Genomic DNA, 23,214 nt, shown 5'->3' with positions numbered 1-23,214 from the left:
GACCAGCGCCGGCGAGGTGAACTCGTGACGACGATGCTGCTGGACGCCGCCTCGCTCTACTTCCGCGCGTTCTACGGGGTCCCCACCAGCGTGACCACGCCCGACGGCCGCCCCATCAACGCGGTGCGCGGGTTCCTGGACATGACGGCCCGGCTGCTGACCGCGCACGGCCCCGACCGGCTCGTCGCCTGCTGGGACGACGACTGGCGCCCCGCCTTCCGCGTCGAGGCGCTGCCCTCGTACAAGGCGCACCGGGTGGCACCCGAGGGCGGCGAGGAGACCCCCGACGAGCTGGCGCGGCAGGTGCCGGTCCTGATCGACGTGCTCGCCGCCGCCGGGATCGCCCGCGTGGGCGCACCCGGCTACGAGGCCGATGACGTCATCGGCACGCTCGCCACCCGCGCCCGTGGCCCCGTCGACATCGTCACCGGCGACCGCGACCTGTTCCAGCTCGTCGACGACGCACGCGGCGTGCGCGTGCTGTACACGAACCGCGGCATCGCCGACATCGAGAGCGTCGACGAGGCCGCCGTCGCCGCGAAGTACGGCATCCCCGGCCGCGCGTACGCCGACTTCGCGGTGCTCCGCGGCGACCCGAGCGACGGCCTGCCCGGCGTGAGCGGGGTTGGCGCCAAGACCGCTGCCGCGCTCATCGGCGAGTTCGGCGACCTCGCCGGCATCCGGGCCGCGGTCGCGCGCACCGTCGTGCCGAGGCCGCCGCTCACCGCGGCGGTGCTCAAGAAGATGCACGCGGCCGGCGACTACCTCGACCGCGCCCCCGTGGTGGTCGCCGTCGCCACGGACATCGACCTGCCCGCGGTCGACGGCGACCTGCCCCGCTCCCCCGCCGACCCCGACGCCCTCGCCGAGCTGGCCGAGCGGCACGGCTTGCAGTCCTCGCTCGGCCGCCTCGGGGCGGCGCTGGGCTGGCCGGCCGGCTGAGGCGCCGGGCTCAGTCGACGTCCCAGGTGTAGGCGGCGTCGTCCTCGTCGGTGATGGTGATGACCAGCTCGAGGTCCTCGTGGTCGTCGGTCTCGGCGTCGCACTCGTAGTCGCGGCCCTCGACGACCTCCATGCCGTGCGGGCAGTCGATGTCGACGCCGACGTCGTAGCGCTCCTCGAACTGCGTCGCGACGTCCCGCTCCACCCGGTCGGGGTCCAGCAGCGTGGGGCCGAGCCCGAGCCAGCGGCTCAGCGCCAGGGCCAGCACCACGAGCAGCCCGATGACCAGCACGCCGCCGTAGAAGCGCCCGCGGGAGCGCCGCTGCCGCGCCGCGGCGGCCGGCTCGTGCGCGAGGTCGGGGTCGGCCGTCCCGCCGCCCGCCTCCGGTCCGTCGACGGAGGCCACCTCAGCCCCCCACCGCGACGGCCACGACCCCGCGCCGGATCCTGCCGACGGCGGCGCGGGCGACCGACGCCACCGCGTCGTCTGCGACCTTCGCCACCTGGTCGAGCAGGTCGATCAGCTGGCGCGCCCAGCGGACGAAGTCGCCGCCGGAGAGCTCCGTGCCGGCCTGCTCCGCCCCGGCCAGCACGCGGTCCAGGCTCTGCCCGTCGGCCCACCGGTACGCCGCCCACGCGAACCCGAGGTCCAGGTCGCGCGTGACCCGCACGCCGTGGGCGGCCTCGACGTCGGAGAGCCGGGCCTTGACCTGCCGCATCCGGGCCACGGCCTCGGTCACCTTCCCGGACGGGATGGCGGGCAGCGAGACCAGGTCGCGGCGGGCCTCGAAGACCACGGTGGAGGCGGCCGCGGCCAGCTCGGCGGCGTTCAGCCCGCGCCAGGCGCCGGCCCGCAGGCACTCGGCGACGAGCAGGTCGGCCTCGGACCAGATGCGGGCCAGCCGGCGGCCGTCGTCGGTGACCACCGGGGTGTCGTCCGCCGCACCGATGACCGCGGTGTCGGCGGGGACCAGCTGCGCCGGCTCGGGCACCAGGTAGCCCAGCTCCTCGAGCACGTCGCAGGTGGCGTCGAACTGCCGGGTCAGCGAGCCGGTGCGCTCGGCCATCGTCCGGTGCAGCCCGTCGGCCTCCCGGACCGCGCGCAGCCAGCGCTCGGCCACCCGCACCCGGTCCTCGCGGTCGGGCAGCTGGTGCACCGGGTGCCGGCGCAGCGCGGCCCGCAGGTCGGCGAGCACCGGGTCGTCGGCGGCCGCCGAGCGGCCCTTGCCCACCTTCCGGGCGCCGAGGTCGTGCTCGACGCGGGCGTTGCGCAGCGTCGAGGCGAGGTCGCGCCGGGCGTGCGGGCTGCGGTGGTTGAAGTTCTTCGGCACCCGCACCCGCGCCAGCGACGACACCGGCGTCGGGAAGTCGATGGTCGACAGCCGGCCGGCCCACTTGTCCTCGGTGAGCACCAGGGGGCGCGGCTCGGCGAGGTCGGTGACGCCCGGGTCCAGCACGACGGCCAGTCCCTGCCGGCGGCCCGAGGGCACCCGGATGACGTCGCCGGGGCGCAGCGCGGCCAGCGCGTCGGCGGCCTCGATCCGCCGCTTGGCCTGCGTGTCGCGGGAGAGCTCCTTCTCGCGGTCGGAGATCTCCCGGCGCAGGCGGGCGTACTCCCCCACGTCGCCGCGGTCGGAGTGCATGTCGCGGGCGAACACCTCGGCGTCCCGTTCGTGGCGCGCGGCGGCCCGCGCCAGCCCGACGACCGACCGGTCGGCCTGGAACTGGGCGAAGGAGGAGGCCAGCAGCTCGCGGGCGCGCGCACGGCCGAACGAGCCGACCAGGTTGACCGCCATGTTGTAGCTGGGCCGGAAGCTGGACTTCAGCGGGTAGGTGCGGGTGCTGGCCAGGCCGGCGACGACGGAGGGGTCCATGCCCGGCGCCCAGATCACGACGGCGTGCCCCTCGACGTCGATCCCGCGCCGCCCGGCCCGTCCGGTGAGCTGGGTGTACTCCCCCGGCGTCACGTCGACGTGCGCCTCGCCGTTCCACTTCACCAGCCGCTCGAGGACGACGGTGCGGGCCGGCATGTTGATGCCCAGCGCCAGGGTCTCGGTGGCGAACACCGCCTTGACCAGGCCGCGGACGAAGCACTCCTCGACCGTCTCCTTGAACGCGGGCACCAGGCCGGCGTGGTGGGCGGCGAGCCCGGCGAGCAGGCCCTCGCGCCACTCCCAGAAGCCGAGGACGTGCAGGTCCTCCTCCGGCAGCGAGCCGGTGCGCTCGTCGATGATCTCGGCGATCTCGGCGCGCTCGGCCTCGTCGGTCAGCCGGAGGCCGCTCATCAGGCACTGGTGCACGGCGGCGTCGCAGCCGTTGCGGCTGAACACGAAGGTGATCGCGGGCAGCAGCCCGGCCTTGTCCAGCCGCTCGATGACGTCGGAGCGCGCCGGTGGGCGGTACCGCGGCTTGTGCGCGGACTCGCGGCGGCCGGACCCGCCCCAGCCCTCGATCCGCCGCTCGTGCTCGCGGACGTAGCGGACCAGCTCGGGGTCGACCACCGAGGCGCCGCGCTCGCGGGTGGACAGCGGCCGCGGGCTCGCGCCGTGCTCGGCGGCGTGGGCGGAGGGGCGCAGCGAGAACAGGTCGAAGACCCGGTTGCCGACGAGCATGTGCTGCCACAGCGGGATCGGCCGCACCTCGCTGACGACGACCTCGGTGTCGCCGCGGACGGTGACCAGCCAGTCGGCGAACTCCTCGGCGTTGCTGACCGTCGCCGACAGCGAGACCAGGGTGACCGACGGTGGGAGGTGGATGATCACCTCCTCCCAGACCGCGCCGCGGAACCGGTCGGCGAGGTAGTGCACCTCGTCCATGACCACATAGCCCAGCCCGTGCAGCGCCGGCGACTCCGCGTAGAGCATGTTGCGGAGGACCTCGGTGGTCATCACGACGACCGGGGCGTCCCCGTTGACCGCGTTGTCGCCGGTGAGCAGGCCGACCCGCTCGGGCCCGTAGCGCTCGACGAGGTCGTTGTACTTCTGGTTGGACAGCGCCTTGATCGGCGTCGTGTAGAACGCCTTGCGCCCCTCGGACAGCGCCTTGTGGACGGCGAACTCCCCGACCACCGTCTTGCCGGCGCCGGTGGGCGCGCACACCAGGACGCCGGAGCCGCGGTCGAGCGCCTCGCACGCCTCGACCTGGAACTCGTCGAGGGAGAAGCCCAGCTCGGCGGTGAACTCGGCGAGCGCCGGGTGGGCCGTCCGGCGCCGGGCAGCGGCGTACCGCTCAGCGGGGCTGGACATGCCCCCACGTTAGGCCCGTCGACCGGGAGCGGCTCGCCGCCACGATCAGGTTCCCTGATCGTGGCGCGTCCTCCCTCAGCTCCCACGGTGAGGGAGGACGCTCGATGATCAGGTCACCTGATCATCGCGGGCCCGCGCCGACGACGCGGAGGGCGCCGGGCACGCACTCGGCGGTCACCGGCAGGGGGGCGATCCGCTCGCCGTCGGCGTAGGTCGTGACGGCGGCGCCGGAGAGCTCGACGCGGGCCGCCCGGAACACCGACACCGACGGGTGGTCGACGTGCGTGCCGTCGGCCAGCCGCGGCCGGGTGCGGATCAGCTCGCGCCGGGTGGTCGGGCCGACGACGGTCACGTCGAGCAGCCCGTCGGCGGGGTCGGCGCCCGGGCAGACGGGCAGCCCGCCGCCGTACCAGGCGGTGTTGCCGACGGCGATCAGCGTCGCCGCCACCTCCCGCACCTCGCCGTCGAGACCCAGCGTGAGCCGGTAGGGCCGCAGCCGGGCCAGCTCGAGCAGCGTGGCGACGTCGTAGCGGCGGCGCCCACGGGGCCACCGCAGGCGGTTGGCGCGGTCGGTGACCGCGGAGTCGAAGCCGCAGCAGAGCACCGTGGCCCACCAGCGGTCGCCGACCCGGCCCGCGTCGAGGGTGCGGGCCTCCCCCGCCGCCAGGTCCGCGGCGATCGCCCGCGCGGCGGCCGCCGGGTCGGTGGGCACGCCGAGGGCGTGCGCCAGGTCGTTGCCCGTCCCGGCCGGCACCAGCCCCAGCGCGGCGCCGGTGCCCGTGACCGCCTGCAGGCCGGCGTGCGCCGTCCCGTCCCCGCCCACGGCCACGACCGCGGCGGCAACGGGCGGCAACCGCCGCGCGGGCCTGCTCCTCGGCGTCGGCAGCCGTGGTGGCCGGCAGGACGTGCGGGTCCAGCCCGGCGGCGCGCAGCTCCCGCAGGACGCCGTCCCCGACCGCGCGCGCCCGGCCGCGGCCCGCGGCGGCGCTGACGAGGACGGCGACGTCCACGCGGGTCCCGGCCCCGCTCAGCGGCGGGCGGAGGCGGACGACGAACCCTGCGGCTCGTCGAGCGCCGACGGCCGCGCGTCCAGCGGGGAGGCCTCGTCGTCGTCGAGGTGGGCGAAGCTCTCGGCCGCCTCGCGGCGGGCGCGGCGCCGGTCGACGAACCGGGCGATCTGGATGGCCACCTCGAACAGCAGGATCATCGGCCCGGCCATCGCCAGCATCGTGAACGGGTCCTGCGTCGGCGTGACGAAGGCGGCGAACACGATGGTCAGGAAGAAGATCCAGCGCCGGCTCTTCGCCAGCACCTCGTAGCTGAGGATCCCCACCAGGTTGAGCGCGACCGCGATCAGCGGCAGCTCCAGCGACAGGCCGAAGGCCACCAGCAGGCTGATGACGAAGCCCAGGTAGTCCGGCGCGGTGAGCTGGAAGGCCACCTCGTCGCCGGCCAGGGAGAGCAGCAGCTCCAGGCCCTTGCGCAGGGTCAGCCAGGCGAGGAACGCGCCCGCCGCGAACAGCACGGTGGCCGAGGCGACGAAGGCGACGGTGTAGCGGCGCTCGTTGCGCCGCAGCCCGGGGGTGATGAAGGCCCACAGCTGGTAGAGCCAGAACGGCGCCGACAGGACGGCGCCGGCGATCAGGCCGATCTTCAACCGCAGCAGCACGCCGCCGAAGACGTCGAGCACCACCAGCCGGCAGTCCTCGTCACCCTGGAAGCGGAAGCTGCCGGGCAGGGCGCAGTAGGGCTCGGTGAGGAAGGTGAGCAGGCCGTGGTCGTACCAGAGGAAACCGACGACGGTGCCGAGCGCCAGCGCCACCAGGGCCTTGGCGATCCGGTTCCGCAGCTCGGTCAGGTGCCCGACCAGCGGCATCGTCGCCTCGGGGTTCCGAGCCCTGCGGCGTCTGCGCCGCGGCGGCGCCTCGCTCACCGTCGTCCGACCCGGGGCAGGGCTCAGCGGGACTGGTCGGACGCGCGCGCCTGCTCGACGCGGGCCCGCAGCTCCGCGGCGCGCAGCTCGGCCGCGCGCGCCTCGGCGGCCAGCACCTCGGCCTCGGCAGTGGGAGCGCTGGGCGTCACGATCTCGCCGCGGACGGTGGTCTGCGCCGGGTCCTTCCCGCGGAGCCCCCCGCCCACGGAGTCATCGTCCTTCATCCCCTTCATCTCGCCCTTGAAGATCCGCAGCGAGCGGCCGAGCGAGCGCGAGGCGTCGGGGAGCTTCTTGTAGCCGAACAGCAGCAGGATGGCCAGGATGATCAGGCCGATCTCCAGCGGGCCGAGATTCACTGGTCCTCCAGACGTCGATTCCCGGGTGATGCTACGCCCGGTGGGGGCCGCTCCCCCGCACCGTCAGAGGCGGTCGGCCGGGCCGTCGCCGGTCCGGGCGGCCCGCTCGGCGGTCGCCGCGACCCGGTCCGCCAGCGGCCGGACCTCCCGCTCGAAGGCGGCGACCTCGCGCGCCAGCCGGGCCTGGGCGCCGCGGACGCCGTAGGCCAGCGCGCCGAGGACGACGACGGACAGCACCACGACGACGCCCCACACGACCCACAGCAGCACGGGGCGACCCTAGCCGGTGGTGCTGCCCGGGGCGTCGATCCCGTAGCGGGCCAGGGCCGCCCGGGCGTCGGCGGCGACCTGCTCGGCCAGGCCGGCCGGCTCGTCGACCAGGGCGTCGCCACCCAGCGAGGCGACCAGCCGGCGGGCCCAGGCGAGGTCGGCGGTGCGCACGGTCACCGCGAGCCCCCCGGGCGGGTCGTCGACGGGCGCGACGGAGTCGACCGGGTAGTACTCGGCGACCCACCGGCTGCGGCGGGACAGCCGCAACCGCACGGCCGGCGACCCCGGCTCGGGCTGGTACACCCCGGCCTCGACGTCGCGCTCGTGCGCCTCGGGCGGCGGCGCGGCCGGCTCGTCGAGGACGGCGACGTCGTCCACCCGGTCGAGCCGGAACAGCCGCACGCCCTCGACCCGCCGGCACCAGGCCTCGAGGTACCAGCGTCCGTCGACCAGCAGCAGCCGCATGGGGTCGACGGTGCGCTCGGTCCGCTCGTCGCGGGTGGGCACGTAGTAGTGCAGGTGGAGGGCGCGGGTGCGCTGCAGCGCGTCGCGGACGACGGCGAGGGTCTCCTCCCGCGCGTCGACGCTCACCGTGACCGGCGTGACCTCGGCGGCGTGCCCGGCGGCGGCGGAGACCTTGGCCAGCGCCCGGCTGACCGCCTCGCGCTCGGCCAGCCCCGGCAGCTCCAGCAGCGTCTTCAGCGCCACGACCAGCGCGACCGCCTCGTCGGTGGTCAGCCGCAGCGGCCGCTCCATCCCGGCGGGGAAGGTGACGTGCACGCGGTCGCCCTCGAAGGACAGGTCGATGAGGTCCCCCGGCCCGTGCCCGGGCAGGCCGCACATCCACAGCAGCTCGAGGTCGCTGCGCAGCTGCCGCTCGGTGACGCCGAAGTCGCGGGCCGCCTCCTGGACCCGCACGCCACCGGGCCGGGCGGTCAGGTACGGGATGAGGGCCAGCAGGCGGGTCATCCGGTCGGGCGTGCTGGTGGTGCTCATGCCGGGGCCCCCAACGCCGCGAGCCGGGTGAGGCGGGCGATCACGGCCTCGCGCACCTCGGGAGGCGACTCGACGACGACGTCGGCGCCCAGCGCGGCGAGCTGGTCGGCCAGCCCCCACGGCTGGCTGCTGCGCAGCTCCAGCCGGTCCTCCGCACCGTCCTCGGTCGGGCCGAGCGGCGTGGCCCATCGGCGCAGGCCGACGGCGGTGCCGGGCCGGGCGCGGACGACGACCACCTGCTCCTGGCCGCCCACCTGGTTGGCGACCATGCCGGCGAGATCCAGGTCCGCCGGTGGCTCGAACGCGCCGCCCGGTCCGGTGGCCCGCGGCGTGCCGACCACGCGGGAGAGCCGGAACACCCGCGGCTGCTGCCGGTCGAGGTCCAGCCCGCCGAGGTACCAGCGGCCGTGCCAGGCGATGACGCCCCACGGCTGCACGTGCCGGCGGGCCGGGGCGTCCTCGTCGGGGCGCTGGTAGTCGAACTCCACGGCGCGGCGGTCGCGGGCGGCCGCGTACACCGGCTCGAACGCCGCCTCGCCGGCGTCCAGCCGCGGCTGCAGCGGGATGCCGCCGCCGGGGTCGACGTCGACGCCGGCCGCCTTGAGCTTCACCAGCGCGCTCTGCGCGGCGCCGGCCAGCTGGGCGGACTCCCACAGCCGCAGCGCCAGGCCGACGGCCGCGGCCTCCTCGCCGGTCAGCTGGATCTCGGGCAGCTCGTAGTCGGCGCGCGCGATGCGGTAGCCGTCCTCGGTGTCGAAGACGCTGGTGCGGCCGGTCTCCAGCGGCACGCCCATCTCGCGCAGCTCGGCCTTGTCCCGCTCGAACATCCGCTTGAACGCCTCGTCGGCGCGGTCGGTGCCGTCGTCGGCCTCGTAGCCGGGCACCGTCGCGCGGATGCGGGCCGCCGTCACGTACTGGCGGGTGCTCAGCAGCGCGATGACCAGGTTGAACCAGTCGTTCCGCCCGCTTGGCCGCCATGGACCCAGGCTAGTGGGCCGCGGCCACCCGGCCGTCCGCCGGGACGCTGGCTAGCCTGCGGGCATGAGCTCTCCGGTCCCCTCCCGCATCCGCTGGCGGCGCGGGGCGGTGACGGCCGTGGGGCGCGGCTGGCGCGACGCGCTGGAGCTGACCGTCGCGGTGCCCGAGGACGGCGAGGTCCGCGCGCTGGCCTACCCGTCGCTGGTCGGCGTCCCCCAGGTCGGCGACGACGTGCTGCTCAACACGACCGCCTGGGCGCAGAACCTCGGCACCGGCGGCTACGCGCTCGTCGTCGCCGTCCCCGACCGGCTGCCGGCCGACCCGACCGGCCCCGGTCACCTGGTCAAGGCCCGCTACACGCCGCTGCAGGTGACCGTGCAGGGGGTCGACGAGCAGGACACCGAGCACCACGCCGCGCTCGCCGAGGCCGACTCGCTGGACGGGATGCCGGTGGTCGTGGCCGATCTGCACTCGGCGCTGCCGGCGGTGCTCATCGGCGCGCTGGCCACCGACCCCGACCTGAAGGTCGCCTACGTGATGACCGACGGCGGAGCGCTCGCCGCCGGCTTCTCCCGGACGATCGACGTCCTGCACAAGTCGCTGGCCGGCGTCGTCACCGTGGGCCAGTCGTTCGGCGGGGACGTCGAGGCGGTCACCGTGCACACCGGTCTGCTGGCCGCCCGGCACGTGCTCGGCGCCGACCTCGTCGTCGTCACCCAGGGGCCGGGCAACCTGGGCACCGGCACGCCGTGGGGCTTCTCCGGCGTCGCCGCCGGTGAGGCGTGCAACGCCGTCACCGTCCTCGGCGGGCAGGCGATCGGCGCCCTGCGCATCTCCGACGCCGACCCGCGGCCGCGGCACCGCGGGGTGTCGCACCACTCGCTGACCGCGTTCGGCCGGGTCGCCCTGGGCGGGGTGACGCTGGTGGCCCCGCGCGGGCTCGGCTCGGAGCTCGGCGCCCAGGTCGACGAGGACCTCGCCGGGCAGCCGGCCCGCAACCCGGTGGTGTGGGTGGACACCGACGGCCTCGAGGACGCGCTCGGCCTCTCCCCCATCCCGCTGCGCACGATGGGCCGCGGCATGCCCGAGGAGCGCGCCTACTTCCTCGCCGCGGCCGCCGCCGGCCGCTACGCCGCGCTGTCCGTTCCGGAAGAGGACATCGAAACGGGACCACCGACGCCCGTGCCGAACGACTGACCCGACCACGGACTGTCGTGCCGAGTGGGCCCCGGAGGGGTCCGCGCAGGCGCGACGCAGCTGCTCAACGGCGGCCGGGGACGGCTCGTGGCCGCGGTGTGGTCCGGAGGACCACAGATCACATAGACGCGATGAGCTTCTCGACGCGGTCGTCGACGGACTTGAACGGGTCCTTGCACAGCACGGTGCGCTGGGCCTGGTCGTTGAGCTTGAGGTGCACCCAGTCGACGGTGAAGTCGCGGCGCTTCTCCTGGGCGCGGCGGATGAACTCGCCGCGCAGCTTGGCCCGGGTGGTCTGGGGCGGCACGTTCTTGGCCTCGAAGACCCGCGGCTCGTGGGTCACCCGCTCCACCTGGCCGGCCCGCTCGAGCAGGTAGTAGAGGCCGCGGGTGCGGCTGATGTCGTGGTAGGCGAGGTCCATCTGGGCCACGCGCGGTGAGGACAGCGGCAGGTCGCGCTTGGTCCGGTAGCGCTCGATGAGGCTGTGCTTGATGGCCCAGTCGATCTCGCGGTCGATGAGGCTGAGGTCCTCGGTGTCGACGGCCTTGAGCACCCGCCCCCACAGCTCCAGCATCTGCCGGTGGACGGGGGTGACGCCCTCGCGGTCGGCGAACTCCAGGGCGCGGTCGTGGTACTCCCGCTGGATCTCCAGCGCCGACATCTCCTTGCCGTTGGACAGCCGCACCTTGCGCCGGCCGGTGATGTCGTGGCTGATCTCGCGGATGGCGCGGATCGGGTTCTCCAGCGTCATGTCGCGGATGGGCACGCCGGCCTCGATCATCCGCAGCACCAGGTCGGTCATCGCCACCTTGAGCAGCGTCGTCGTCTCGCTCATGTTCGAGTCGCCGACGATGACGTGCAGCCGGCGGTAGCGCTCGGCGTCGGCGTGCGGCTCGTCGCGGGTGTTGATGATCGGCCGCGAGCGGGTGGTGGCGCTGGAGACGCCCTCCCAGATGTGCTCGGCGCGCTGGCTGACGCAGTACACCGCGCCCCGCGGGGTCTGCAGCACCTTGCCGGCGCCGACGACGATCTGCCGGCTCACCAGGAAGGGGATGAGGACGTCGGCCAGCCGGGCGAACTCGCCGTGCCGGCCGACCAGGTAGTTCTCGTGGCAGCCGTAGCTGTTGCCGGCGGAGTCGGTGTTGTTCTTGAACAGGTAGATGTCGCCGCTGACGCCCTCCTCGGCCAGGCGCTGCTCGGCGTCGACCATCAGCCCCTCGAGGATCCGCTCGCCGGCCTTGTCGTGGACGACCAGCTCGGCGAGGTCGTCGCACTCGGCGGTGGCGTACTCGGGGTGGCTGCCGACGTCGAGGTAGAGCCGGGAGCCGTTGCGCAGGAAGACGTTGGAGCTGCGCCCCCAGGAGACGACCCGCCGGAACAGGTAGCGGGCGACCTCGTCCGGGGACAGCCGCCGCTGCCCCCGGAAGGTGCACGTGACGCCGTACTCGGTCTCGATCCCGAAGATCCGTCGGTCCACGAGTCGAGCCTAGGCGCCGGGAGGGACAGAGGCCCGGTGCGCGCGCACCGGGCGCTCCGGGCGCTCAGCCCTCGCCGCCGTCCTCGTCGTGGTCGTCGTACTCGTCGAACTGCGCCCCGCCGGCGGTGTCGGGGTTGGCCGGGTCGCCCAGGCCGGCCGGGGTGCCCGGCTCCGGGACGCTCGCGGCGTGCGCGGGCGTGGCGGGGGCGTCGGCCACGGCGTCCGGTGTGGGCTCGTCGCCCAGCAACGTGCGCAGCGCCGCCCCGGTGATCCGGCGGAACGCCCGCTTGGGGCGTCGCCGGTCCAGGACCGCGACCTCGAGCTGGGCGGCGGTGAGCCGGGTCCGCTCGCCGTGCGTGGCGCCGGCGGTGACCGGGCTGACCGCGGACAGCGCGCTGACCCCGACCTCGAGGGCGTCGGCCAGGCCCATGCCCGGGTGGAAGTGCTGGCGCAGGTGGCCGGTGACCGCCTCGGCCTGCCCGCCCATGACGACGAAGTCGGGCTCGTCGACGACCGAGCCGTCGAAGGTGAGCCGGTAGAGCTGGTCGGTCTCGGGGCGGTCGCCGACCTCGGCGACGCAGAGCTCGACCTCGTAGGGCTTCATCTGCTCGGTGAAGATCGCGCCGAGGGTCTGCGCGTAGGCGTTGGCGATCACCCGGCCGGTGACGTCGCGGCGGTTGTAGGAGTAGCCGCGGACGTCGGCCAGCCGCACGCCGGCCACCCGCAGGCTCTCGAACTCGCTGTACCGGCCGACGGCGGCGAAGCCCAGGCGGTCGTAGAGCTCGCCCACCTTGTGCAGCGTGGAGCTGGGGTTCTCGGCGATGAACAGGACGCCGTCGGCGTAGGTGACGACGGCGACGCTGCGGCCGCGGGAGATGCCCTTGCGGGCGTACTCCGAGCGGTCCCGCATGACCTGCTCGGCGGAGGCGTAGTACGGCACGGTCATGGTCAGGCCTCCCGCGTCGTGGTGCCGCTGTCGGCGGCGGCCCGCTCGGTGACGATCGTGTCGGCGACGGCGGCGACCTCGGCGTCGGTCAGCCGCACCGCACCCTCGGCGTCCACCCGGTAGACGATCGGGTAGAGCCGGCGCACCGGGTCGGGCCCGCCGGTCGCGGAGTCGTCGTCGGCGGCGTCGTAGAGCGCCTCGACGACGGTGCGGGTGGCGCTGCCTGCGGCCAGGCCCGGCCGCCAGGTCTTCTTCAGCGAGTTCTTCGCGAACAGCGAGCCGGAGCCGACGGCGGCGTAGCCGCGCTCCTCGTAGTTCCCGCCGGTCACGTCGTAGCTGAAGATCCGGCCGGGGGCGTTGCCCTCGGCGGCGTCGAGGTCGAACCCGGCGAACAGCGGGACGACGGCGAGGCCCTGCATCGCCGCCCCCAGGTTGCCGCGGATCATCGCGGCGAGGCGGTTGGCCTTGCCGTCGAGGGACATCGTCAGGCCCTCGATCTTCTCGTAGTGCTCGAGCTCGACCTGGTACAGCTTCACCATCTCGATGGCGATGCCGGCGGCGCCGGCGATGCCGATCACGCTGTAGGAGTCGGCCGGGTAGACCTTCTCGATGTCCCGGCTGGAGATCAGGTTGCCCATCGTGGCGCGGCGGTCGCCACCCATGAGGACGCCGCCGTCGTAGGTGACGGCCACGATCGTCGTGCCGTGCGGGGCGAGGTCCCCCACGGGCGCGGTCGGTACGGGGCGGCGGCCGGGCAGGAGGTCAGGCGCCGCAGTGGCGAGGAAGTCGGTGAACGAGGAGCCCACCCGGTCCAGGTAGGCGGGCGGGAAGCCGCTCCGGCCGGTCGACGAGTCGTTCACGCATCTCCCTCTCCCGCCTGCTCGCGCCGGCGTGCACCGCTGGTCCGCCCGGTGCTCCGCGTGCTGGTCCCGCGCGCCGCCGGGCGTCGCTGCGACCCTACCGGCGGCTCCCCCGGGCGGCTGGCCGCATCGGCCTCCGCCGCTGACGCCTCCACGAGCCTGGCGATCGCCTGCTCCTGGGCGTGGTGCTGCAGGTAGAAGACGGCTCTCTGCAGGACGACGGGGTCGTCCCGGAACTGGCCGAGCCCACCATTGCAGTTGAAGCAGAGCAGGGCTCGCACGATCCCGCTCGAATGATCATGATCAACATGGACGGCCGGCGCGGCGCGGCAGATGGCGCAGAGCCCGCCCTGCGCCTCGAGCATCGCGTCGGCTTCTTCAGCCGTGATGCCGTACCGACGCTTCAGGTGGTAGGTCCGCTCACCGCCGACGAGATCCTTCGATTTTCGTCCGCGGACGTTGTGGCACGGCTTGCAGTAGGAGGCGCGGCCGGTCGCTGACGCGGCGTTCCGACCGAAGGACTCGAACGGCAGAACTTCGCCGCAGTCCGGGCACCATTTGTGCCCTGCGGGGACAGCGATGTCTCGAGGGTGCCGACGCCGTGGGGGCCCGACCCGGTCGTCACGACTCGCACGATGCCGCCGGCGCGCATGAGCCCGGCAGTAGAAGGCATAGCCATCGCGTGAATTCTTGTTCCGGGTGAACTCGTCGATCGGCCGGTCCTCACCGCAATCGCGGCAGAATTTTGTTTCCATCAGAGGGAGAGATACGGAACAAGATCGTTCACTGACCCCCTTTTTGTACGTACGAGCGAACGAAGTCCTCGGCATTGGACTCGAGGACCTCGTCGATCTCATCCAAGATGGAATCGACGTCGTCGCTCATCTCCTGGCGCCGCTCGGCGGCCTCGGTGTCGACCGAGGCCTCGACCTCGTCGGTCTCCTCGCGCGAGCGCGTCGCCTTCTGCTGCCCGCCGGTGTCCTTGGTGGCCATGGCCTGCCCCTCCCGTCGTGGGAACTGCTGCTGCGGCTGAAGCTACCCGCCGGGTGCGACATCCGGGGGCCGGCGGACGGGCCTGTGGATCACCGGCCGGTGATCGTGTCCACCAGGTCGCGGGCCGTCGCGGAGGCCTCGAACAGCGCGCCCACGTGCTCGCGGGTGCCGCGCAGCGGCTCCATGGTCGGGATGCGCACCAGGTTGTCCCGGCCGAGGTCGAACACCACCGAGTCCCAGGAGGCGGCAGCGACCTGGGCCGGGAACCGGCGCAGGCACTCGCCGCGGAAGTAGGCGCGGGTGTCCTCCGGCGCGTGCACCACCGCGCGGTCCACCTCCTCGTCGGTGAGCAGCCGCTGCATCGAGCCGCGCGCCACGAGCCGGTTGTAGAGGCCCTTGTCCGGGCGCACGTCGGAGTACTGCAGGTCGACCAGCTTGAGCCGGGAGTCGCCCCACGCGAGCCCGTCGCGCGAGCGGTACCCCTCGAGCAGCCGCAGCTTGGCCGGCCAGTCCAGCCGGTCGGCGCAGCGCATCGGGTCGATCGCGAGGTCCTCGAGCACCTCGGCCCACCGGCGCAGCACGTCGTCGGTCTGCTCGTCGCCCTCCCCGTGCTGCGCGACGAACTTCTGCGCCAGCTCCAGGTAGCACTGCTGCAGCTCCAGCGCGGTCATCCGCCGACCGTCGCGCAGCCGCACCTGGTAGGTCAGGGACGGGTCGTGGCTCACCGCCCGCAGCGCCTCCACCGGCTCCTCCAGCGAGAGGTCGCGCGGCAGGAACCGGGCCTCGATCATCGCCAGCACCAGCGACGTCGTCCCGACCTTGAGGTAGGTGGACAGCTCGGCCAGGTTCGCGTCGCCGATGATGACGTGCAGCCGGCGGTACTTGTCGGCGTCGGCGTGCGGCTCGTCGCGGGTGTTGATGATCGGCCGCTTCAGCGTCGTCTCCAGGCCCACCTCGACCTCGAAGAAGTCGGCGCGCTGGGAGAGCTGGAAGCCCGGCGTCCGGCTCTCCACCCCGATGCCCACCCGCCCGGCGCCGGCGAACACCTGCCGGGTCACGAAGAAGGGCACCAGGCCGCGGATGATGTCGACGAACGGCGTCCGGCGGTCCATCAGGTAGTTCTCGTGGGCGCCGTAGGACGCGCCCTTGCCGTCGGTGTTGTTCTTGTACAGCTGGATGGGGCTGGTGCCCGGCACGAGCGCGGCCCGGCGGGTGGCCTCGGCCATCACCCGCTCCCCCGCCTTGTCCCAGAGGACGATGTCGCGCGGGGTGGTCACCTCCGGCGTCGAGTACTCGGGGTGCGCGTGGTCGACGTAGAGCCGCGCGCCGTTGGTCAGGATGACGTTGGCCATCCCGGTGTCCTCGTCCAGGTCGTTGTGGTCCAGCGCCTGGGCCGGGGTGAGGTCGAACCCGCGCGCGTCGCGCAGCGGCGACTCCTCCTCGAAGTCCCACCGCGGTCGGCGGCGCGTCGGCGCCTCGGCCACCGACCAGGCGTTGACCACCTGGCTGGACAGCGTCGTGGGGTTGGCCGTCGGCGCCCCCGGCACGGAGATGCCGTACTCGACCTCGGTGCCCATGACCCGCCGCACGCTCATGAGCCAACCCTAGGCCGGACGGCGCCCCGGGGACGGCGACGGCCCGGCCCCCGCCGTGCGGGGACCGGGCCGTCGGTGCGTGCGTGCGCCTACAGGTACTGGCCGGTGTTCGTGGCCGTGTCGATCGCGCGACCGGACTCGTTGCCCTTGCCGCTGATCAGCGTGCGGATGTAGACGATCCGCTCGCCCTTCTTGCCCGAGATCCGCGCCCAGTCGTCGGGGTTGGTCGTGTTGGGCAGGTCCTCGTTCTCCTTGAACTCGTCGACGCAGGCCTGCATGAGGTGGCCCACCCGCAGGCCGCCGGTGCCGGTCTCCAGCCGCTCCTTGATCGCCATCTTCTTGGCGCGGTCGACGATGTTCTGCAGCATGGCGCCGGAGTTGAAGTCCTTGAAGTACAGGACCTCCTTGTCACCGTTGGCGTAGGTGACCTCGAGGAAGCGGTTCTCCTCGACCTCGGTGTACATGCGCTCGACGGTGCGCTGGATCATCCCGGCGATCGTCGCCTCGCGGCTGCCGCCGTGCTCGGCCAGGTCGTCGGGGTGAAGCGGCAGCGTCGGCAGCAGGTACTTGCTGAAGATGTCCCGCGCGGCCTCGGCGTCCGGCCGCTCGATCTTGATCTTCACGTCGAGCCGGCCGGGCCGCAGGATCGCCGGGTCGATCATGTCCTCCCGGTTGGAGGCGCCGATGACGATGACGTTCTCCAGGCCCTCGACGCCGTCGATCTCGCTGAGCAGCTGCGGCACGATCGTCGACTCGACGTCCGAGGAGACCCCCGACCCGCGGGTGCGGAAGATCGAGTCCATCTCGTCGAAGAACACGATGACCGGCGTGCCCTCGCTGGCCTTCTCCCGCGCCCGTTGGAACACCAGGCGGATGTGCCGCTCGGTCTCGCCGACGTACTTGTTGAGCAGCTCGGGACCCTTGATGTTGAGGAAGTAGGACTTCCCCTGCCCCTCGCCCTTGAGCGCCGACACCTTCTTGGCCAGGGAATTGGCGACCGCCTTGGCGATCAGCGTCTTGCCGCACCCGGGCGGGCCGTACAGCAGGATGCCCTTCGGCGGTCGCAGCTGGTACTCGCGGAACAGGTCCGCGTGCAGGAACGGCAGCTCGACGGCGTCGCGGATCTGCTCGATCTGCCGCGACAGCCCGCCGATGTCGGCGTAGTCGATGTCGGGGACCTCTTCGAGGACGAGCTCCTCGACCTCGCTCTTCGGGATCCGCTCGTACACGTAGCCCGAGCGCGCTTCCAGCAGCAGCGAGTCCCCCACCCGCAGCGGCTGGTCGGTCAGCGAGTCGGCCAGGTAGACGACCCGCTCCTCGTCGGTGTGCCCGATGACCAGGGCGCGCTGGGTGACGCCGTCGACCGGCTCGAGCAGCTCCTTGAGCATGACGACGTCGCCGGCGCGCTCGAACCCGCGCGCCTCGACGACGTTCATCGCCTCGTTGAGCATGACCTCCTGGCCGGGGCGCAGGTCCAGGCCCTCCACGTTCGGCGAGAGGGTCACCCGCATCTTGCGGCCGCTGGTGAAGACGTCGACCGAACCGTCCTCGTGCCGCTCCAGGAAGACGCCGTAGCCGGACGGCGGCTGACCGAGCCGGTCCACCTCCTCCTTGAGCGTGACCAGCTGCTCGCGGGCGTCGCGCAGCGTCGAGGCGAGCTTGTCGTTCCGCTCGGACAGGAAGGCTGCGCGGCCCTCCGCCTCGGAGATCCGTTCCTCCAGCGCCCGCGCCTGGCGGGGGCTGTCGGCCACCTTGCGGCGCAGCAGCGCGATCTCCTCCTCGAGGTAGGAGATCTGCGTCAGCAGCGCGGCGACGTCACGCTCGCGCCGCGCCTTCGTCTCGTCGGGACCATCGATCGGACCTGGGCCCATCGCGCACCTCCGCACATTCGGGGGAGCCAGGACGCAAATCTATACACGCGCGACGACAGTTCGCCGGGGGCTCGCGCGGGGTCCGTGGCTCCCCGCGCAGGGCGGGGAGCCGGGTCAGTACTTCTGCGCGCGGCGCTGGCGGATGGGGGCGACGGCGCCCTCGGCGAGCCGCCGGGCGGTCACCAGGAACGCGGTGTGCGCGACCATCCGGTGCTCGGGGCGCACCGCCAGGCCGACCGCGTGCCACGGGCGCAGCAGCGTCTCCCAGGCGTGCGGCTCGGTCCACACGCCTTGCTCGCGCAGCGCCTCCACGTAGGTGGACAGCTGGGTCGTCGTCGCCACGTAGCCGACCAGCACGCCGCCGGGCCGCAGCGCGGCCGCCACCGTCGGCAGCACCGCCCACGGCTCGAGCATGTCGAGGACGACGCGGTCCACGACCTCGTCGGCCGGGTGGTCGGCGAGGTCGCCGAGGCGCAGGTCCCAGTTGGCCGGCACCTCGCCGAAGAACGCGCCCACGTTGCCCCGGGCGACGTCGAGGAAGTCCTCGCGCCGCTCGTAGCTGGTGAGCGCCCCCTCCGAGCCCACCGCCCGCAGCAGCGAGCAGCTGAGGGCTCCGGAGCCGGCGCCGGCCTCGAGGACGCGCATGCCCGGGCCGACGTCGCCGAAGCCGACGATCTGGGCGGCGTCCTTGGGGTAGATGACCTGCGCGCCGCGGGGCATGGAGAGCACGTAGTCGGCCAGCAGCGGGCGCAGCGCCAGGTAGCCGGTGTTCGCCGTCGAGTGGACGACGGACCCCTCCGGCGCCCCGATGAGGTCGTCGTGCTCGATGGCCCCGCGGTGGGTGTGGAACTGCTTTCCCGGCTCCAGGACGACGGTGTGCAGCCGCCCCTTGGGGTCGGTCAGCTGCACCCGGTCCCCGGCGACGAAGGCCCCGGCCACCGGCTCCGGTCGCCCGGCGGGCACGCCGACCGGCTCGGCGGGGACGTCGAGGTCGCTGTCGGGCTGGGTGTCCACGGGCGTCGAGGGTACGGAGGGCGCCGGTGTGACCCCCGTCCCCGGTCCGGCGCGGGCGCTCGGAACTGTCGCTCCCCCGACCTAGCCTCGGACCCATGACGCTGACGGTGGAGACGACCACGCCGCTCGCGCCCGACGCCGGGCCCGCCCCGGCCCCGGAGCAGGCGGCCGACCGCGCACCGCGCCGGCCCTCCCTCTCCCCCAGCCGCGCCGCGGACTTCAAGACGTGCCCGCTGCTCTACCGGTTCCGCACGATCGACCGGCTCCCCGAGCGCAAGAGCCTGGCCATGGTCCGGGGCACGCTGGTGCACTCGGTGCTCGAACGGCTCTACGACCTGCCCGCCGCGCAGCGCACGGTCGCCGGCGCGCTGGACCTGCTCGAGCCCGCCTGGGCCGACCTGCAGGCCGAGCCCGGCGTCGCCGACCTGTTCTCCGCCGCTCAGGGCGAGGGCGCCGAGACCGACGTGAACGCCCCCGAGTCCGTCGAGGCGTGGCTGGCCTCGGCCGGCAGGCTGGTCGAGCGCTACTTCACCCTCGAGGACCCGACCCGCATCGAGCCCGCCGGCCGCGAGGAACTGGTCGAGGTCACCCTCCCCGACGGGCTGCTGCTGCGCGGCTTCGTCGACCGGCTGGACGTCGCCCCGAGCGGTGCGCTGCGGGTCGTCGACTACAAGACCGGCTCGATGCCCCGCGAGGCGTTCGAGAACAAGGCCCTGTTCCAGATGAAGTTCTACGCGCTGGTGCTGTGGCGCACCCGCGGCGTGGTGGCCGCCCAGCTCAAGCTGATCTACCTCGGCGACGGCGATGCGCTCACCTACGCCCCGGACGAGCAGGAGCTGCTGCGCTTCGAGCGGACGCTCCAGGCGATCTGGTCGGCGATCGAGCGGGCCGCAAGCACCGGCGACTTCCGCCCGAACCGGTCCCGGCTGTGCGGCTGGTGCGACCACCAGGCCGTCTGCCCCGCCTTCGGCGGCACTCCCCCGCCGTTCCCCGCCGAGGCCGCCGCGGCGGCGGGCTGGCGGACCCTCCCGGTCGTCGAGCGGGGCTGACCCCGGCGCGCGAGCGGGAAGACTCCGCCAGGCGTGCGCGCCCCAGGCAGCAGCCTTCTGTCGCCCGCCTGGCGGAGCACCCCCATTCTCGCCGCGCTTCCCTCCCCCCGTCACATCCTGGGCCGGTGCCAGGCCAGCAGCCCGGCCAGCACCCCGAGCGCGTTCGTCGCCCAGTGGGCGCCCGCGCTCGCCAGCACGCTCCCGCTGCGCCGGCGCAGCTCGCCGAACACCACCCCGCCGACCGTCGTGAGGCGACGGCACCGGGGACGCCCGACGGTGCGGCGCGCCCTGGGCAGCGGCGCCGCCCGGGTGTGGCACGCGGGCGAGCGCGGCCTGTCACCGCTGGCCGACGCCCTGCTGCCCCGGGCCGCCGTCGCGGTGCTCTCCCGCCTCGACGTCGCGGGCCTGGTCGAGCGGTTCGTGGACGTCCAGCGGATCGCCGGCGGCCTCGACGTGGACGCGGTGGCCCGCCCGCCTCGACGTCGACCGCGTCGCCGCCCGGCTGGACCTCGACCGCGTGCTCGACCGGGTCGACCTCGACGCCGTCGCCGCCCGCCTGGACCTGGACGCCCTGGTGGCGGCCGTGGACATCGGGCGGGTGATCGACCGGCTGGACCTCGACGAGCTCGTGGCCCGGGTGGACGTCGGGAAGGTCGTGGACCGGGTGGACCTGGACCGGATCGTGGACCGGGTCGACGTCGACCGCGTCCTCGACCGGGTGGACATCGACAGCGTCCTCGAGCGGGTCGACCTCGACGGGATCGTCGACCGGGTCGACATCGACCGGGTGATCGAGCGGGCGCACGTCGTCGAGCTGGCGCACTACGTCGTCCGGGAGATCGACCTGCCCGCCCTGATCCGGTCGTCCACGAGCTCGCTGTCCACCGACGTGGTCCGCAGCGTGCGCGACCAGGGCCTGGACGCCGACCGGGCGGTGGAGCGGCTCGTCGACCGGCTCCTGCTCCGCCGCCGCGGGCGGTCCGACGGCTACCCGGTGGAGGGGACGTGACCCGGACCGGGACGCGACCGCCCTCCCCGCCGGCCTCCGGGGAGCCGGAGCCGGGCGGCCCGTTCCCCTGGCGGGTGGCCCCGGCAGCACCCGCGCCGTCCGGCCGGCTCCTGGCCTCCGGGCGCCCGGCCGGCTTCGTGACCCGGGCGGCCGCCAACGTCGTGGACGTCGGCCTGGCCACGGGGGTGGTCCTGCTGGCCTACGCGTCGGTCGTCGGGTTCCGCTTCCTGCTGGCGCCGACGTCGTTCCGGCTGACAGCCCCGGCCTTCGCCTGGGTGGTCGTGGCGGTCGGCGCCGTCCTGACCGTCTACTGGACGGCGAGCTGGACCGTGGCCGGGCGGAGCCACGGCGACCAGCTGATGGGGCTGCGGGTGGCCGGACCACGCGGCGAGCGGCTGCACCTCGTGCACGCCGCGGTCCGCGCGGTGCTCTGCGCGCTGTTCATGCCCGGCCTGTTCTGGGTGCTGGTCAGCCCGCGGAACCGGTCGGCGCAGGACGTCGTCCTGCACACCAGCGTCCGCTACCGGTGACCGGCGACGGCCGGAGCGGCGTCAGGGGGACGGCCGGCCCGCCGGCACGGCGCTCGACCGCGCCGAGGCGAGCACCTCGCGCAGCTCCGGCAGGCCCACCCCGGCGAGGTCCGCCCGCAGCACGAGCCCCTCGGCCGGCTCGACGGCCTGCAGCGTCGGGACACCGAGCACGGCGGCGCCGGAGGCCAGCCCCGAGGCGATGCCGACGGCGGAGTCCTCGATGACGACGCACCCGCCGGGCTCCACCCCGAGCGCCGCCATCGCCTGCAGGTAGGGCGCGGGATCGGGTTTGCGGGCCGGCACCTCGTCCCCGCAGACGGTGACGGCGAAGGGGTCCAGGCCGAGGTCCGCGCGGATGCGGCGCAGCACGATGTCGGCGATCCGGCGGGGCGTCGTGGTCACCAACGCCGAGCCGAGACCGGCCGCGTGCACGGCCCGCAGCAGGTCGGCGGCGCCCGGTCGCCACGGGATCGAGCCGGCCAGCAGCTCGCCGGTCCGGTTCTCCACCCAGCGGGCGTCGGCGAGGAGCTCCTCCTCGGTGCGGACCAGGCCCAGGTCGTCGTGCAGCACGCGCATCGAGGTCCGCATGCTCGTGCCGACCGTCCGCGCCCGGGCCTCGGCCGACATCCGGCCGCCCAGCCGGGCGGCGAGCTCGAACATCGCCTCGCCCCAGTACTCCTCGGTCTCGACGAGCGTCCCGTCCATGTCGAACAGGACTGCGGCGAGGGTTCTCGGCATGGGGCGGGGTCGTCCTCCGTGAGCGGCTCGGCGCGGGCGCGCCGGTGCACCAGTCTCCCAGCCCTGCCAGCGGAGCGGCCGGAGCGCCCCGCGGCGCCGGCCCGGCTCCCCCTCCGGGAGGAGAGCCGGGCCGCGGGAAGCCCGGGCGCTCCAGCACGCCGCCGGTCCTGACGATGACCCGGGCGTGAGCACACACCCGGGCGCCGCCGTGCTGCGCGACCTCGCCTCCCCGCGGGCGATGGCACGCACGCTGGCGCTGTTCTTCGTCGCGGGCGGCGCGACCGCGCTGCTGGCCGCCGCCGGCGGTGCGAACCACCCCGGGCGCCGGCTGGCCGTCGCGGCCGCCGGGCTGCTCGCCGCCTCGGTGGGGACGGCGGTCCTGCGCTGGGGCAGCGCCTTCCCCCGGGTGCTCCTGGGCGCGCTGGTGACCCTGGGCTGCGCCCTGATCAGCGCCGTCACGCTGATCAGCCCCGACCCGGTCACGGCCGTGGTCTGCGCGTCGATCTCGGCCTTCGTCGGCGTCATGGCCTGCTTCTTCGCCGACGCCCGGATCGCGCTCGCGCACATCGCCACCGCGGTCGTCGGCACCACGGCCGCCCTCGTGCTGCGCGGCGACACCCCCGTCGTGAGCGCGGCGGCGCTGGCCGTCGTCGTCCTCACCCTGTCGGCCGTCACCCGCACGCTGGCGCTGCGGGCTTCCGACGCCGACGCCGACGCGCTGACCGGGCTGGCCAACCGCCGCGGCTTCGACGAGGCCCTCGACGAGCGCGTCCGCCGCCCCGGCCTGGTGCTGTCGGCCGGGCTGCTGGACCTGGACCACTTCAAGCAGATCAACGACAGCGCCGGGCACGAGGCCGGGGACCGGCTGCTGCGCCGGGTGTCCACCGCCTGGCGGGCCGCCCTGCCCGAGGGGGCCGTGCTCGCCCGGCACGGCGGCGACGAGTTCGCCCTGCTGCTGCCCGGGCGCTCCGGCAGCGAGGCGCTGACCGTCGTCCGGCACCTCTGCTCGCTGGTGCCCGACGTCGGCGTCTCCGCCGGGGTCGCCGAGCGCCGGGCCGGCGACACCGCGGCGCAGCTGATGCGCCGCGCCGACCTGGCGCTTTACCGCGTGAAGGCCGACGGGCGGGGCGCCGCCGCGCTGTCCGGAGTGCCCGTCGAGGGCACCGCCGTGTCGGCTGCCGTGGAGGCCGCCGCCTCCTGACCCGGCGCCCCCCG

At 74.3% G+C, this 23,214-nt stretch carries 24 protein-coding genes; 6 read left to right on the top strand and 18 right to left on the bottom strand.

Translation table 11 applies throughout. The features are described 5' to 3' along the window. Positions 1 to 33 precede the first annotated feature (33 nt). The gene (locus JKP76_RS14865) at positions 34 to 942 is read left to right on the top strand and encodes a 5'-3' exonuclease H3TH domain-containing protein (protein WP_200492562.1); all 909 of its coding nucleotides are present in this window, start codon (positions 34 to 36) and stop codon (positions 940 to 942) included. A 10-nt stretch (positions 943 to 952) separates the two neighbouring features. Here JKP76_RS14865 and JKP76_RS23560 read toward each other — a convergent pair whose 3' ends face one another. From JKP76_RS23560 to JKP76_RS14825, 8 genes are all read right to left on the bottom strand, one after another. Beyond that, entirely contained in the window at positions 953 to 1,348 is a 396-nt protein-coding gene (locus tag JKP76_RS23560; protein WP_200491712.1) for a DUF4333 domain-containing protein, read from the bottom strand. 1 nt (position 1,349) lies between these two features. Further along, positions 1,350 to 4,187, bottom strand: coding sequence for an RNA helicase (locus JKP76_RS14855; protein ID WP_200491711.1), 2,838 nt, complete (start codon positions 4,185 to 4,187; stop codon positions 1,350 to 1,352). Between the two features lie 121 nt (positions 4,188 to 4,308). Further along, positions 4,309 to 5,016: a diacylglycerol kinase family protein gene (locus JKP76_RS14850; protein ID WP_309233000.1), complete on the bottom strand. Its 708-nt coding sequence runs from the start codon at positions 5,014 to 5,016 to the stop codon at positions 4,309 to 4,311. A 198-nt stretch (positions 5,017 to 5,214) separates the two neighbouring features. Further along, on the bottom strand, positions 5,215 to 6,063 hold the full coding sequence (gene tatC / locus JKP76_RS14845) for a twin-arginine translocase subunit TatC (RefSeq protein ID WP_200491710.1): 849 nt from the start codon (positions 6,061 to 6,063) through the stop codon (positions 5,215 to 5,217). Between the two features lie 80 nt (positions 6,064 to 6,143). Next, positions 6,144 to 6,476 carry a Sec-independent protein translocase subunit TatA gene (gene tatA, locus JKP76_RS14840; RefSeq protein ID WP_200491709.1) on the bottom strand — a complete coding sequence of 111 codons (333 nt, stop codon included), beginning with the start codon at positions 6,474 to 6,476 and terminating at the stop codon, positions 6,144 to 6,146. A 63-nt stretch (positions 6,477 to 6,539) separates the two neighbouring features. Beyond that, complete coding sequence (locus tag JKP76_RS14835; protein WP_200491708.1) at positions 6,540 to 6,746, bottom strand: hypothetical protein; 207 nt, start codon at positions 6,744 to 6,746, stop codon at positions 6,540 to 6,542. 9 nt (positions 6,747 to 6,755) lie between these two features. Continuing rightward, the gene (locus JKP76_RS14830) at positions 6,756 to 7,742 is read right to left on the bottom strand and encodes a YafY family protein (protein ID WP_200491707.1); all 987 of its coding nucleotides are present in this window, start codon (positions 7,740 to 7,742) and stop codon (positions 6,756 to 6,758) included. After that, entirely contained in the window at positions 7,739 to 8,653 is a 915-nt protein-coding gene (locus JKP76_RS14825) for a WYL domain-containing protein (protein ID WP_309232999.1), read from the bottom strand. Before JKP76_RS14825 ends, JKP76_RS14830 begins: the two co-directional genes overlap by 4 nt. 130 nt (positions 8,654 to 8,783) lie before the next feature. Between JKP76_RS14825 and JKP76_RS14820 the strand changes: the two genes are divergently transcribed. Then, positions 8,784 to 9,917: a DUF3866 family protein gene (locus tag JKP76_RS14820; RefSeq protein ID WP_200491706.1), complete on the top strand. Its 1,134-nt coding sequence runs from the start codon at positions 8,784 to 8,786 to the stop codon at positions 9,915 to 9,917. A gap of 118 nt (positions 9,918 to 10,035) precedes the next feature. Here the strand turns inward: JKP76_RS14820 and pafA are convergent, their stop codons facing one another. The 8 genes from pafA to JKP76_RS14780 all read right to left on the bottom strand — a co-directional run bounded on the left by pafA (position 10,036) and on the right by JKP76_RS14780 (position 18,622). Continuing rightward, on the bottom strand, positions 10,036 to 11,394 hold the full coding sequence (pafA, locus tag JKP76_RS14815; protein ID WP_200491705.1) for a Pup--protein ligase: 1,359 nt from the start codon (positions 11,392 to 11,394) through the stop codon (positions 10,036 to 10,038). Between the two features lie 64 nt (positions 11,395 to 11,458). After that, a complete protein-coding gene (prcA, locus tag JKP76_RS14810) occupies positions 11,459 to 12,340 on the bottom strand; it encodes a proteasome subunit alpha (protein ID WP_200491704.1) in 882 nt (293 codons plus the stop codon). A 2-nt stretch (positions 12,341 to 12,342) separates the two neighbouring features. Next, a complete protein-coding gene (gene prcB / locus JKP76_RS14805; protein WP_200491703.1) occupies positions 12,343 to 13,200 on the bottom strand; it encodes a proteasome subunit beta in 858 nt (285 codons plus the stop codon). Continuing rightward, positions 13,197 to 13,565, bottom strand: coding sequence for an endonuclease VII domain-containing protein (locus tag JKP76_RS21285; protein WP_242472124.1), 369 nt, complete (start codon positions 13,563 to 13,565; stop codon positions 13,197 to 13,199). The genes prcB and JKP76_RS21285 overlap by 4 nt, the downstream gene beginning before the upstream one ends. A gap of 418 nt (positions 13,566 to 13,983) precedes the next feature. Continuing rightward, positions 13,984 to 14,193, bottom strand: a complete 210-nt coding sequence (locus tag JKP76_RS14795) for a ubiquitin-like protein Pup (protein ID WP_200491701.1) — start codon at positions 14,191 to 14,193, stop codon at positions 13,984 to 13,986. An 89-nt stretch (positions 14,194 to 14,282) separates the two neighbouring features. Continuing rightward, entirely contained in the window at positions 14,283 to 15,788 is a 1,506-nt protein-coding gene (dop, locus tag JKP76_RS14790) for a depupylase/deamidase Dop (RefSeq protein WP_207147022.1), read from the bottom strand. Between the two features lie 89 nt (positions 15,789 to 15,877). Then, positions 15,878 to 17,659, bottom strand: coding sequence for a proteasome ATPase (gene arc / locus JKP76_RS14785; protein WP_200491700.1), 1,782 nt, complete (start codon positions 17,657 to 17,659; stop codon positions 15,878 to 15,880). 114 nt (positions 17,660 to 17,773) lie between these two features. Continuing rightward, positions 17,774 to 18,622 carry a tRNA (adenine-N1)-methyltransferase gene (locus tag JKP76_RS14780; RefSeq protein ID WP_309229985.1) on the bottom strand — a complete coding sequence of 283 codons (849 nt, stop codon included), beginning with the start codon at positions 18,620 to 18,622 and terminating at the stop codon, positions 17,774 to 17,776. A gap of 146 nt (positions 18,623 to 18,768) precedes the next feature. Here JKP76_RS14780 and JKP76_RS14775 point away from each other — a divergent pair, with 146 nt between their 5' ends. Beyond that, entirely contained in the window at positions 18,769 to 19,722 is a 954-nt protein-coding gene (locus tag JKP76_RS14775; RefSeq protein WP_200491699.1) for a RecB family exonuclease, read from the top strand. 110 nt (positions 19,723 to 19,832) lie between these two features. On the opposite strand, the gene JKP76_RS22640 is transcribed toward JKP76_RS14775, so the two are convergent. Further along, positions 19,833 to 19,955 carry a hypothetical protein gene (locus JKP76_RS22640; RefSeq protein ID WP_255522689.1) on the bottom strand — a complete coding sequence of 41 codons (123 nt, stop codon included), beginning with the start codon at positions 19,953 to 19,955 and terminating at the stop codon, positions 19,833 to 19,835. 284 nt (positions 19,956 to 20,239) lie between these two features. Here JKP76_RS22640 and JKP76_RS14770 point away from each other — a divergent pair, with 284 nt between their 5' ends. Together JKP76_RS14770 and JKP76_RS14765 are read left to right on the top strand one after the other, a co-directional pair. Then, entirely contained in the window at positions 20,240 to 20,731 is a 492-nt protein-coding gene (locus tag JKP76_RS14770; protein ID WP_200491698.1) for a hypothetical protein, read from the top strand. After that, positions 20,728 to 21,261, top strand: a complete 534-nt coding sequence (locus JKP76_RS14765; protein WP_200491697.1) for an RDD family protein — start codon at positions 20,728 to 20,730, stop codon at positions 21,259 to 21,261. The genes JKP76_RS14770 and JKP76_RS14765 overlap by 4 nt, the downstream gene beginning before the upstream one ends. Positions 21,262 to 21,282: 21 nt before the next feature. Here the strand turns inward: JKP76_RS14765 and JKP76_RS14760 are convergent, their stop codons facing one another. Beyond that, positions 21,283 to 21,999 carry an HAD family phosphatase gene (locus JKP76_RS14760; protein ID WP_200491696.1) on the bottom strand — a complete coding sequence of 239 codons (717 nt, stop codon included), beginning with the start codon at positions 21,997 to 21,999 and terminating at the stop codon, positions 21,283 to 21,285. Between the two features lie 184 nt (positions 22,000 to 22,183). Here JKP76_RS14760 and JKP76_RS14755 point away from each other — a divergent pair, with 184 nt between their 5' ends. After that, positions 22,184 to 23,200 (top strand): GGDEF domain-containing protein, encoded by a 1,017-nt coding sequence (locus JKP76_RS14755; RefSeq protein WP_200491695.1) that lies wholly within the window; start codon positions 22,184 to 22,186, stop codon positions 23,198 to 23,200. Positions 23,201 to 23,214 lie beyond the last annotated feature (14 nt).

Source organism: Blastococcus sp. TML/C7B, from assembly GCF_016612845.1.
Classification (GTDB): Bacteria; Actinomycetota; Actinomycetes; order Mycobacteriales; family Geodermatophilaceae; genus Blastococcus.
Note: the sequence above shows the minus strand (reverse complement) of the source record. Positions and strands in the feature narration are given on the sequence as shown.